Here is a 13,311-nt window from a genome sequence, read left to right as displayed (position 1 = left end):
TTATACTATTCGAGATTCGGATCGGCTATTTGTCTTTTGCCTGCATATTCCATTCATCCCTCTCTAGAAAGAGCAAACCGATTTTAAAGTTATCATTCTCGTGAATCGCTCCTTTAACGAAGCGCTGCTCACCGAACCGATCAAACACTTCAAGCTTACAGTACGCACCATGCTTCTGCAATGCTTCATAGAAGTCCGAAACGCTGCTTACTTCCAAATCATTGACACGTAAAATTTCTTCACCGGGAACGATGCCCATCCGGTTCCCAAGTGAATGAGGAATGGCACCAATCACGCGCAGCCCCCGGTTCGGCATCAAGAAATAGAACGGCCGTGTCTGACGCAAATGGTGGTGATACCAAACCAAAGCAAGCCGGCTGATCAGAACGACAGCTCCGCCAATAACAATAAACATCGATTGATGCAAGAGTAATGCTGCTCCGACAAAAGCGGCCATCACTCCTGCTGTCGCCAGCATCCAGAGGGCCGATTGACGTACCGCGGGGCGCGGCATGGCGTAGGTGATTAATTGAGCGATCCCCACCCCAAGCGGAAACAGGGCCAAACTGAATGACGAACCGTTTGACACAAACGGCCATGCACCGACAGCCGGAATCGCCCCGGAAACCGGTACAAGCAAAAACAGCGGCGCAATCCATAATTGGCAAGCTTCGTGGGCGCCTACCAATCCGCCGCGGTAACTGCCGATCAGTCTGGGAGAGGACTGCTGCGTGCCCCAGAAAAAGACGAGCGTACTCTCCATCAGCAGGGCGACGGTCAAAAACAGACCAAATGACACATAATCGATCGAATGAATCTCTTCGATCCAACGATTGAGGAATGCATATGGTGTATGGAAAGCCGGCATCACGGCAGCTGCAATCACGGTCACGCCGCCTGCGATGGCCGGCGACAACAATCGTTGCTGACAGGTGAGCAAAACCGCCACCGTTGCAAGCGACAGCAGCGCAATCACTCCGGGTGCAAGACTCGCACCGGTCACGGCAAGCACAAGCGACCCGCAAAGGCCGACCAGGATGCTTGGAATGATGCTTGCAAAAATTGTGTTGAACATCCCATACGCCTTCACACGAAACGACAACCGCTCCCTTCGCACCCGCTGCGTGCTGTATACAAACAATGCTAAAATCAGCAAATAAAGCAGCGGATTCATAAAAAATGATGCAACACTAGAAAAGATCAATCCGATGATGTCCGACATGTCCAATTCCCCCAGCTTTCGATCCAATCTTCTTGATGTTTCGACAAAAAGCTTGCAGATTCCTGCCCGCACTTTCTTTTAATTATACATGAGTTGACCCTTTGTCGCCGTTCCCAAGGAAAATTTTTACTCTGTTCTTTTGAATTTCCTATCTTCGTTCCAAAACAAGGCCGAAAGCATCAATCATACTTGATCAAACAGCGATCGATGCCTTTTTATTGCTGCGGCTGCTCGCATCAACAAGGCGCGATCCCGCTGGCGCCCGAGCATCTCAATGAGGGGTTCTTGAATCTTTTTGAGATAGTTAAAAATGATACCGGCCCCTCTCACTTCTTTTTCATTAAGCATTCTGGTCCTTCATTAAGCAACTCGTAACATAAGCGGAGTTTTTTCGGTTATATGCAGAGCAGATCTCATTTCGGAGTACATAAGCGGAGGTTTTCCGGTTATGCAAAGCAAAATCCCTCCTGTTCACGTTTTTCCAGTTGATAAGCGGAATCTCTCCGTCGATTTACTTCCGCAGGATGCGGTGACTTTCGCGTTGCATACAGGACGTACTTCCGCAGGATGCGGTGACTTTCGCGTTGCATACAGGACGTATGCGCACTTAGCGAAAGTTCCTTTAAATTAGCGAAAGTTCCTTTACATAGCGGAAGTTCCTTTCATCACCTTGTGCGCGTACGACACTCCAGCTGCTCGCTTGCCGCGGGCAGTCCAGGAGCCTCCTCAAACATGCTGAGATCTGCGGGGTCTCCTTTGGCCTGCACTCCCGCAGGCGTCTCGCGCTTTCGTGTCTTCCGCGCATACATGATGTACTTTCACAGGATATGATGACTTTCGCGTTGTGCACAGAATCCTTTAGCAGAGGTTCCACTTTTATGAGGCTTATCGTCGTACCACAAGGCAAAATTATAATTTTTCTCTACATGTAAAAAAGGCGCCTCACAGTCAACTGTGACTGTGAGACACCTTTTTGCTTGATCATTTATTTAAGTTCTTTTTTGATTTCTTCGATCGCCGAATTGAGCTGACGGTCATGTTTCTGATTTTTAATCGCGTTCAAGGTTGCTTGCTGCAGCGCGTCGGCCGTTTTCTGGTCAATTTCTCCGCTTTCCGGCAATTTATTTTCTTTTTGGAACGCCTTGAGCGCCTGCTGCGTTTGTTTGCTGAAATACCCATCGGTACGTCCCGGGTTTTGCCCAGCTGCCTTGAGCATCTTTTGTGCATTGGCAATCTTTTCATCGGTTTGATCAACCCGGAAGGTCTGACCTTTTTTCAAGTTAATCGGCGTGACATAGTAGTAATCCGGTTGTTTCACTTCTATGGTTGGCTGAATGCCTTTTTTGTGAATCCAGTTGCTGTCCGGTGTCAGCCATTTGTCCACCGTAAGTTTCAGTTCGCTCTTATCGGTCATCGGAATGCTCTGCTGAACCGTTCCCTTGCCGAACGACTTCACACCGATCAGCGGGTAGCCGCCAGCCTCTTTCAGCGCACCGGCAAGGATTTCAGAAGCAGATGCCGATCCGTCATCAATCAGGGCAGCAATGGGATAATCCTTCTTCTTCTCAAGCGTACTGTAGAACGGCTGCTTCTTGCCTTCTCGGTTCTGAATCTGTACAATCGGCTTCTTCGATGAGATCAGCAAATTACCGATTTTTTCGACCGCTTGCAGATAACCACCGGGATTACCACGCACATCAATGATCAGACCCTGCATCTTTTCGTTTTCAAGTTTGTCGAGCGCTTTGCTGAATTCGCCATCGGTATTTTCATTGAACTGAGTGATTGCAATGTAACCGATGGAATTGCTGCTTGATTTCAGCATTTTGCTCTCTACGGTGCGGATGGGAATATCGTCGCGCTTGATTGAGAACGTCAAAAGATCGCTTGCTCCGGAACGCTTAATCCCGATCTTAACAACGGTTCCCTTTTTCCCGCGGATCTTATTTACCGCTTGGTTGATGGTCAGTCCCTCGGTTGACTTTCCATTGATTGTCATAATCGCGTCTTTCGGCTTCAGACCGACTTTCTCCGCCGGAGAACCTTTAATCGGTGAGACGACAGTGACTTGTTTGCCGACCATTTGAACTTCGGCACCGATTCCTTGGAATGAAGAGGACAGGGACTGCGAAAAATCTGAAGCAGTCTTAGCATTCATATAGCTGGAAAACGGATCGTTAAGCGCGTCGATCATTCCGTTAATTGCGCCATCATACAAATCTTGACTGCTGATCTTCTTATAATATTCGTTCTCGATCAGATCATGGATCGCTTTAAGCTTTGCTGTTTCCTGATCCGGTGCAACAGCACCGCCGGCGACAGCAGCTGTTTTTTCCTGGCTTTGATTCTGGACAAAGCGGAACACCGCATAGGAGCCGCCTGCCCCTACGATCAGTGAGATCGCCATCAGCAAAGCGACCACTTTGCCGCTGAACTTTTTCATAAAGAAATGCCTCCTCAATCAACACGGTTTTTCCTTTGGCACAGCTTCTCAGGCATGTGCACTTAATTTTTATCATACCCCAATGCGGTCCACTTGTCTTGGCGAATAAATACACACGACCAATAGTGGAATAAAAAAAACCGCCGATCAGTGCCGGCGGCCCAAGAATGGCTTAGACTTTCAAGAACTTGCGTACCGAGTTCAAGCTGCCCCAAACGCCAATCAAGGCGCCAATGGCCACAAGCAGCAAGCTTAAATTCGTAACCATTGTATGATATGGAATCAGCTTGATGAACATCTGCTGCAAGTCGCCCCCAAGATTATAATAGGCAAGTCGGTAGACAACCATAACCAATACAATTGGAAGAATTGATCCCATCACACCCATGACAAGGCCTTCAATAAAGTATGGCCAGCGAACGAACGCGTTTGTCGCTCCGACCAGCTTCATGATTTCGATCTCGCTGCGGCGAGCAACGATGGTCAATTTGATGGTATTGGCAATCAGGAAAACGGATGTGAACAGCAATCCGAGAATCAGCACAATCCCAACATTGCGCGCAATTCTGATGAAGCTGAACAATCTTTCAACCGTTCCTTTACCGTAGCGGACATCGGTAACATTGGGAAGCTGTTCCGCCTTTTTCGCTACTGCAATCGTCTGCTCCGGCTGTTTTGTTTTTAAAATAAACGCATTCGGCAGCGGATTTTCTTTCTGCAGATCGGTGAAACTCTTCTTATCGTTTCCAAGGCTTTCCAACAGATTGTTCAAGCCTTCTTTTTTCGACTGAAAACGGACTTCCTGAACGTTTTTGATTCCCTTCAGTTCTGTCGCCAAAGCATCTTGCTCGGATTGACTGATTGACTGATCCAAGTACACGCGCACTTCGACGTCACTCTCAATGTCACCGGCAATCTTATTCAAGTTGAACATGACCATTAGGAACAGTCCGACCAGAACGAGAGACACCGTGACGGCACTGACGGATGCGAAGGTCATCCAACCGTTCCGTCCTAGACTTTTAAAGCTTTCATTCACATGTCTTCGCATCGTTCTAATCTTCATAGCCATAGTCACCTTCCTGCTGGTCGCGCACAATCATGCCGCCTTCGAGGGCTAATACTCTGTGACGCACCTTGTTGACAATATCACGGTTGTGGGTTGCCATGATAATCGTTGTCCCTTGATCATTAATCCGTTTGAACACGTCCATAATCTGCCACGAGGTTTCCGGATCCAAGTTCCCGGTCGGTTCATCGGCAATCAGTACCGGCGGCCGGTTCACAATCGAGCGCGCGATTGAGACACGCTGCTGCTCGCCTCCGGAAAGCTGGTTTGGAAACGACCTCAGTTTGTGCTTCAACCCAACCAGATCCAATACGTCCATCACACGCTTTTTAATTTGGCGCGGATGTTCCTCAATCACTTCCAACGCAAACGCCACATTTTCATAGACCGTCAGTTTCGGCAGCAGTCGAAAATCCTGAAACACGATCCCGATCTTGCGGCGCAGATAAGGAACCTGACGTTCACGCAGATTCGCGATATTCTTGCTATTGACAAAGATTTTCCCTCGCGTCGGTTTCAATTCTCTGAAAATCATTTTTATAAAAGTCGACTTCCCGGCCCCACTCGGACCAACGATGTAGACGAATTCGCCCTGCTTGACAGACAGATCGATGCCGTTTAGTGCCATTACCCCATTGGGATAGGCTTTCCAGACATTCTGCATTACAATTGCGTCACTCATACAGTCTCTTCCCCCAAAATCCTTTTTCTTGCCTTTTGTCGCAAAACCAAAAAATCTGTCTGATTATACGTTTCTATGTAAAACATTCGCATCCATTGAGAAATTGGGAGGGTTACCCAAATTGAAAAATCAAAGACGAGCAAAATCCCATTTCATTCGTAAATAAGGATGCAAGTCATCCAACACTAAACATTATAGCATTCCATCCCCGGCAAATTCCGATGAAAATTATTACAATTCAATTTCAAAACAAAAACGAATCATGTCGAAAAATCGGTATACCCGCCGATTTAGAGTGCCAAGCAATAAAGGGACAAAAAAAATCAGCTTTTCAGCTGATTTTTTCACACACTTTCCTGTCTTTCGTTTTACAGAGACGGTTTAATTCGCGTTCTCAAGGGCTAATTGAATGGCATGGTCGGTGATTTCAGTGACGCTGATGCCGGCTGCTTCCATCATGCGCGGGTAGCGGCTGTAACTGGTGAAGCCCGGCATTGTGTTGACTTCGTTAAAGACCACTTCATTGTCAGGCGTCAGGAACAGATCGACCCGCGCAATTCCGGTGCAGCAGAGCGCGCGGAAAATCGCTTTCGCAGTGTCCTTGATCTTTTCCTGCACCGCTTGAGGCAGCTGTGCCGGTACATGGATGCTGGCGTTCTCAAGTCCGGTCTTCTTGAACATGTCCTGATGAATGTGGAAATAGCCGTTCGTCACAACGATTTGATCGACTTCACCCACCGTCAAGTCATCGCCGTGACCGAGAATCGAGCAGCCAACCTCGCAGCCGTCGATTCCTTCTTCAATTCCGATCTTCGTATCATACTTCTGCGCTTCACGGATCGCTGCAACAAGCTTGCTCTTTTCCTCAACCTTAGTGACGCCGTATGAGGAGCCCCCGCTTACCGGTTTAACGAATACCGGATAATTGAAACCGGTCATCACTTTTGCCAACTGCTCTTCAGAAATCGCACCGGTCAAAGCAATCGACTCAGGCACGCGGATGCCGGCTTCTTTCACAACGCGATGCGAGACGTCCTTATCCATGCACATCGCCGAGCTCAAGACGCCGCAGCCAACGTAAGGAATGCCGGCGAGTTCAAGCAGGCTTTGAATCTTTCCATCCTCGCCGTTTTTGCCATGCAATACCGGAAAAACAACATCCAAATGAAGCTTCTCGGACACGCCGCCAGCTGTTTTCAAAAGGCCATGCTGACTCGGATCAGGAAGCAGCATAACCGGCGTACAATCGGATTGCTCCCATGTGTCTTGCGGAATCGCTTCCAATGGTCCTTCATAGAGCTTCCATTTTCCATCTTCGGCGATGCCAATCAGAACCGGCTCATAGTTTTCCCGATCAAGATTTGTAATGATTGTATACGCTGATTTCAGCGAAACTTTGTGTTCTGATGACTGTCCGCCAAAGAGAACCCCAACAGTAATTTTTCCCAATGTGTCCGACTCCTTTTTCAAACCGGTTAAATGATTTTTTTATTCAAAAGCCGTCATTCAATGTCTTACTTTTTCATCATACGCAAAAATGACTCGTCTCTGCTTCATTATTTCTCAAGCCGCACATGCAACCTGTTGATTTGAATCCGATCGTTCACAGATCGTTCATTTTCAAACTTGGACACCATCAGCTGCGCGTATAAAATCCTTTTCCAAAGACTTCCGTCGCATTCGTGATAATGAAAAAAGCATCCGAATCAATCGAGCGAACGAGCTGCTTCAGATGAGTCAGCTCGCTTTGCGAAACAACGGTCATCAACATCGGCCGATCATCGCCGGTGTAGCCGCCCTGGCTGATAATTCGCGTCACACCGCGGTCAATCTCTTCTAAAATTCCTTGACGCATTTCATCCTCTTTCTCGGAAATAATCAGCGCCATTTTCTCGGTATTGAAACCGAGCTGCACCACATCAATCATTTTAGCGGTGATATAGATACTGATCAGTGCATAAAGCGCCGCCTCAAGCGACATGAAAAACGCCGAAGTCAGCACAATCATCGTATCCAACAGCGACACACAGAAACCAAGCGAAATGCCGCTGAATTTCTGAATGATCTGCCCGGCAAGCGCCGTACCGCCGGTTGATCCGCGGCCGCGGAACACCAAGCCAAGCCCCACACCGGTACCGACACCGCCAAACAAAGCGCCGAGCAGCGAACTGCCCGTCGCCGCCGGCACATTCGCCGTAACAAAAATAAAGAACGGCAGCATCACGGAACCAAGCAGCGTCTTCATCGTGTAGTCAAGATAACCGAAACTGCGCCCGAGCACAAACAACCCCAAGAAAAACACGGGCAGATTGATCGCCCAAAGCACATAGGACGGCTCCCAACCAAGCGTCCAGTGAAGAACAATACCGATTCCGGCTACTCCGCCGGAGGCGATATGCGTCGGCAACATAAAAGCATTGAACGAAAGGCCGACAACAAACGTTCCAAAAATGACCCATACATAATCAAGAAGCATTGCTGTTTTCCCTCGGTTAGGAACAGCATGCTTGTCTCTCTTTCCAAACACCTGCATGAAGTTCAATACTCCTTCTTTCGAAAATGGCCGAATGTGTCTATTTTAAGACAAAAATCGCCATGCGGTCAACAAAAATTAGACAGGAAATCATTTTATCGAAAGGAACCATTGCTTCAAATCGCGGTGCAGGAACAAGCTAGATATGCGTTTACATCGGTTTGATACGAGTTCTCGTTCGTTTGATACTACTTTTACCGCGGTTGATACGAGTTTGGATTCGTTTGATACAAGTTGAGGTGTAGCATCAATTTTGATACGATTTTCAATGCTTTTGATACAACTTTTCGTTCGTTTGATACAACTTTTACCGCGGTTGATACGAGTTTGGATCCGGTTGATACAAATTGCGGTGTAGCGTCAATTTTGATACGATTTTCAATGCTTTTGATACGACTTTTCGTTCGTTTGATACAACTTTTACCGCGGTTGATACGAATTTGGATCCGGTTGATACAAGTTAAGGTGTTAGCCTGACTTCGATACGCGTTTCAATGCTTTTGATACAACTTTTCGTTCGTTTGATACAACTTTTACCGCGGTTGATACGAATTTGGATCCGGTTGATACAAGTTGAGGTGTAGCGTCAATTTTGATACGATTTTCAATGCTTTTGATACAACTTTTCGTTCGTTTGATACAACTTTTACCGCGGTTGATACGCGTTTTCAGCTGTTCGTTACATGTTTCGTTGGTAACGCTGTCATTTTGTCTGCAATCGCTATAATAACTGGATTTAATTACCCGAAAACGGAAAAAAAGGAACCGGATCGCCGGTTCCTTTTCGATTATTTGATTCATAGGTGGAGTCGGAGGTAAGCATCGATGAATGGATCGATGTCGCCGTCCATGACGCGGTCCACATTGCCGATTTCGACGTTGGTGCGGTGATCCTTAACCATAGAGTATGGGTGGAACACATAGGAGCGGATCTGGCTGCCCCAGCCGATTTCCTTTTGTTCGCCGTGGAGTGCAGCCATTTCTGCTTCCTTTTTCTCCTCTTCCAATTGAAACAGGCGCGATTTCAACATCTTCATCGCTTGATCGCGGTTTTGGAACTGTGATCGTTCCGACTGGCAGCTGACGACGATCCCGGTTGGAAGGTGCGTCATGCGGACCGCAGACGATGTTTTGTTGATATGCTGTCCGCCGGCGCCGCTGGAACGGAATACGTCGACTCTCAAGTCTTCCGGACGGACTTCGATTTCAATATCATCATCGAGTTCCGGCACCACTTCGCAGGAAACAAAGGATGTGTGTCGGCGCCCGGCTGCGTCAAACGGTGAGATGCGCACTAAACGGTGAATCCCTTTTTCCGCTTTTAAGTAACCGTACGCATCGGTTCCTTTGATGAGCAGGGTGACACTTTTAACGCCGGCTTCATCACCCGGCAAGTAGTCGAGTGTTTCAACCGCGAAACCTTTGCGTTCCGCCCAGCGCGTATACATACGCAGCAGCATTGACGCCCAGTCTTGAGCTTCGGTACCGCCTGCGCCGGGATGCAGTTCCAAGATCGCGTTGTTGCGGTCGTGCGGACCGCTTAGCAGCAGCCGCGTTTCATAGCGGTTGAACGCGTCCCGCGCTTCGCCGAGCGACTCTTCCAGTTCCGCTTTCAGATCCGCATCGTTCTCTTCTTTGACTAACTCGTAAGCCACTTGCAGATCTTCGAATTTGTTTTGCAGGTCGGTCAAACTGTCAACCTTGCCCTTCAAATCGTTGGACTCGTCGATGACCTTCTGCGCTTTTTCATTATCATCCCAGAAGCCGGGCATCGTCATTTTCTCATCCAATTCGGCGATCCTTGCTTTCTTGTTATCTAAGTCAAAGAGACCCCCTAAACGCTTTGAGACGGGTTTCCATCTCATCAATTTCGTGTTTCATTTCTGGTAAATCCATGTTCATCCTACTTTCTTACCCACAGATCATTTTCCGTGGCAGTTTTTGTATTTTTTACCGCTGCCGCATGGGCATGGATCGTTACGGCCGACGTGGACTTTGCGCTTGATCGGCTTCTTCTTCACCGGTTCGTCGTCCTGGCCGCCGGAAATCACGCGCAAACCATGCGTTACGTTTTCACGCTGAATCGGCTGTTCCTCGCGCAACTCCGCCTTCATCAGGAAGTTGACGATTTCTTCATCGATGCTGGCGACCATTTCTTCGAACATCTTGAAACCTTCAATATTGTATGCACGGTATGGGTCGACCTGACCATAGGCGCGCAGATAGATGCCTTCGCGGAGCTGTTCCATCGCATCAATGTGATCCATCCACTTGGTATCTACCGTACGCAGTGTGATCACGCGCTCAAATTCGCGCATCCGTTCCGGCGTGAAAGCCGCTTCTTTCTCATCATAGCGGGCAAGCGCCTTTTCGTACAGATCATCGATCATTTCTTCGGGATCTTTACCATCAAGATCTTTCAGCGAAAGCACGCCTTCGCTGAAGATCATCCCGTTCAGGTAATCGACAACTGCTTGAAGATCCCAATCTTCCGGCACTTCTTTTTCCGGTGTATGAGCGTTCACAACGTTTTCGATGACCGACTTCATCATCCCTTCAATTTCCGGACGAAGATCTTTCGATTCAAGCACTTCCATACGCTGCTTGTAGATGATTTCACGCTGTTGGCGCATGACGTCGTCGAATTTCAACAGCTGTTTACGCGCATCGAAGTTATTGCCTTCGACACGTTTCTGAGCGGCTTCAACCGAACGGCTGACCAGCTTGCTTTCGATCGGCGCCGAGTCGTCCATGCCGATTTTTTCCATCCAGTTCTTTAATTTATCAGAACCGAAGCGCTTCATCAAGTCGTCTTCAAGTGACAGATAGAAACGGGATTCCCCCGGGTCACCTTGACGACCGGAACGCCCACGCAACTGGTTGTCAATACGACGCGACTCGTGACGCTCGGTACCCAAGATAAACAGACCGCCAAGATCGGCAACCCCTTCGCCAAGCTTAATGTCGGTACCACGGCCGGCCATGTTGGTGGCGATTGTTACCGAACCCGCTTGGCCGGCATTTTCAATGATTTCTGCTTCACGGGCATGGTTCTTCGCGTTCAAGACGTTGTGCGGGATACTTTTGCGCTTCAGAAGTTTAGAAATCAATTCCGACGTTTCAACGGCGACGGTACCAACGAGCACCGGCTGACCGCGGTGATACAGCTTCGCAATCTCTTCAACAACCGCGTTAAATTTACCCTTTTGCGTTTTATAGATCAAATCCGGATTGTCTTTACGAATCATCGGTTTGTTAGTCGGAATTTCGATAACATCCATGTTATAGATACTCTGGAATTCTTCTTCTTCGGTCTTCGCCGTACCGGTCATCCCGGAAAGCTTTTGATACATCCGGAAAAAGTTCTGCAGCGTGATCGTTGCCAGTGTCTTGCTTTCACTCTGAATATCAAGACCTTCCTTGGCTTCAATCGCTTGGTGCAGTCCTTCGCTGTAGCGGCGTCCCTGCATCAGACGGCCGGTGAACGGATCGACAATCACAATCTCGCCGTCTTTAACCACGTAATCCTGATCGCGATGCATGATCGCATGCGCCTTCATCGCTTCGCTCACGTGGTGATTGATGTTGACGTTTGAATAATCGTATAAGTTCTTGATGCCGAAGAATTTCTCTGCCTTCGTCATGCCTTCTTCTGTCAGCTGCACGGATTTCGTCTTCAGATCAACCGTGAAGTCCTGCTTCTCAGTCAGGAGACGGGCAAACTGATTGGCGCGCACATACAGATCGGTCGATTTCTCCGCATTGCCGGAAATAATCAACGGTGTCCGCGCCTCGTCAACTAGAATCGAGTCGACTTCATCGACAATCGCAAAATTCAACGGTCGCTGCACGCGTTCTTCCTTATAAAGCACCATGTTGTCGCGCAGGTAGTCGAAGCCGAATTCACTGTTCGTCCCGTACGTAATGTCGGCAGCATAGGCTTCCCGCTTCTCTTCCGGATTCAAGCCGTTGCGGTTCAGGCCGACCGACATGCCGAGAAAGTTGTACAACAGCCCCATCTGCTCCGCATCACGCGAAGCCAGATAGTCGTTGACCGTAACCAGATGAGCGCCTTTGCCTTCCAGCGCGTTCAAATAAAGCGGCATTGTCGCAACGAGCGTTTTCCCTTCACCGGTTTTCATCTCGGCGATATTGCCTTGATGGAGCGCAATCGCACCAATCAACTGAACGTAGTAAGGCGTCATGCCCAGAATACGCGTTGATGCTTCGCGAACAACCGCAAAGGCTTCCGGCAGCAAGTCATCAAGCGTTTCACCATTTTCCAGGCGCTGCTTGAATTCCGGCGTCTTCGCCTGAAGCGCATCATCACTCAGCGCCTTATAGTCATCAGCCATGTTGTCAATCTGATGCGCGATTTTTTCCATCTTGCTGAGTTTGCGGAGACTCGTGTCTCCGAGCACTCGTTTAAGCATTCCTATCATGCCTGCATACACCTCATTTATTATTTCTGATTTGGCGAAACTTGCCGCACCCTCAGAGTCATTCCTGTGTCAAACGTTCACATCTGAACCTGTCCGAAAAAAATCTTCATCAATATGTTCTTTATTTTAACAATATTCCCCTATGGTGACAATTGCCTGAAAGCGAGAACTGCTTCTGCGGCAAGCGCACGCAGACTCCCTATTCAGATGTTCGCAAAATCGCCCCATTTTCAGGGGCACGCATTCCGCTCATTAGGTAAAAACCAACATTTTCTATTATACGTCAAAACGGGCGCTATGAAAACAGAACGGGCCGTTTGGGGATGAGGCGGACGCCGGGTCTGGGACTGGTTATCCGTCGCGTTTGGCACGTTTATCAGCCAGTTTCGGGATTTTATCGGTCAGTTTGGCGATTTTATCGACCGGTTTGCGATTTTTATCAGTCAGTTTCGGGATTTTATCGGTCAGTTTGCAATTTTTATCAGTCAGTTGCCGAATCGTCTGTGCTGTCGAAAAAACGCTTTGCCTAAGAAGGACTAGGCTACGCCTAGTCCTTACTTCCGCAGGATGCGGCTTTCATTCATCACCTTGTGCATGAACGACACTTCAGCTGCTCGCTTGCCGCGGGCAGTCCAGGAGCCTCCTCGGACACGCAATTTATCTGCGGGGTCTCCTTTGGCCTGCACTCCCGCAGGCGTCTCGCGCTTTCATGTCTTGACCTAACTCTTATTGATGAAATGTCGCTTATCGTTGTACACCAAAGCAAAATCCTTAACTTTTGTAAGAGAATCCGGGCAAAAAACGCCCGGTCCTTACTTCCGCAGGATGCGGTGGCTTTCGCGTTGCATACAGGACGTACTTTCACAGGATGTGATGACTTTCGCGTTGCATACAGGACGTATGCGCACTTAGCGAAAGTT

At 48.4% G+C, this 13,311-nt stretch carries 9 protein-coding genes; all 9 read right to left on the bottom strand.

Annotation, left to right across the window (positions count from 1 at the left end; all coding sequences use genetic code 11):
• Window positions 1-25 precede the first annotated feature (25 nt).
• A complete protein-coding gene (locus tag K7399_RS02070; protein ID WP_028976517.1) occupies window positions 26-1,222 on the bottom strand; it encodes a cell division protein in 1,197 nt (398 codons plus the stop codon).
• A gap of 183 nt (window positions 1,223-1,405) precedes the next feature.
• Window positions 1,406-1,570: a hypothetical protein gene (locus K7399_RS02065; RefSeq protein WP_160168706.1), complete on the bottom strand. Its 165-nt coding sequence runs from the start codon at window positions 1,568-1,570 to the stop codon at window positions 1,406-1,408.
• 637 nt (window positions 1,571-2,207) lie between these two features.
• Complete coding sequence (locus tag K7399_RS02060) at window positions 2,208-3,665, bottom strand: S41 family peptidase (protein ID WP_028976515.1); 1,458 nt, start codon at window positions 3,663-3,665, stop codon at window positions 2,208-2,210.
• 172 nt (window positions 3,666-3,837) lie between these two features.
• Complete coding sequence (gene ftsX / locus K7399_RS02055) at window positions 3,838-4,731, bottom strand: permease-like cell division protein FtsX (protein WP_028976514.1); 894 nt, start codon at window positions 4,729-4,731, stop codon at window positions 3,838-3,840.
• On the bottom strand, window positions 4,721-5,416 hold the full coding sequence (gene ftsE / locus K7399_RS02050; protein ID WP_028976513.1) for a cell division ATP-binding protein FtsE: 696 nt from the start codon (window positions 5,414-5,416) through the stop codon (window positions 4,721-4,723). Before ftsE ends, ftsX begins: the two co-directional genes overlap by 11 nt.
• A 381-nt stretch (window positions 5,417-5,797) precedes the next feature.
• Window positions 5,798-6,865 carry a D-alanine--D-alanine ligase family protein gene (locus tag K7399_RS02045; RefSeq protein ID WP_028976512.1) on the bottom strand — a complete coding sequence of 356 codons (1,068 nt, stop codon included), beginning with the start codon at window positions 6,863-6,865 and terminating at the stop codon, window positions 5,798-5,800.
• 187 nt (window positions 6,866-7,052) lie between these two features.
• Window positions 7,053-7,949, bottom strand: a complete 897-nt coding sequence (locus K7399_RS02040) for a YitT family protein (RefSeq protein ID WP_028976511.1) — start codon at window positions 7,947-7,949, stop codon at window positions 7,053-7,055.
• A 797-nt stretch (window positions 7,950-8,746) separates the two neighbouring features.
• Window positions 8,747-9,845 (bottom strand): peptide chain release factor 2 gene (gene prfB / locus K7399_RS02035; RefSeq protein ID WP_128166406.1). Its coding sequence is split into 2 segments (ribosomal slippage): window positions 8,747-9,781 and window positions 9,783-9,845, totalling 1,098 coding nucleotides; the frame shifts between segments, so codons are not numbered across the junction.
• 26 nt (window positions 9,846-9,871) lie between these two features.
• Window positions 9,872-12,391, bottom strand: a complete 2,520-nt coding sequence (secA, locus tag K7399_RS02030; protein WP_028976508.1) for a preprotein translocase subunit SecA — start codon at window positions 12,389-12,391, stop codon at window positions 9,872-9,874.
• Window positions 12,392-13,311: the final 920 nt, after the last annotated feature.

Origin of the sequence: Sporolactobacillus terrae (assembly GCF_019930545.1) — a bacterium.
GTDB lineage: Bacteria > Bacillota > Bacilli > Bacillales > Sporolactobacillaceae > Sporolactobacillus > Sporolactobacillus terrae.
The sequence above is the reverse complement of the archived record's forward strand: the minus strand, read 5'-3'. Positions and strand labels throughout refer to the sequence as shown.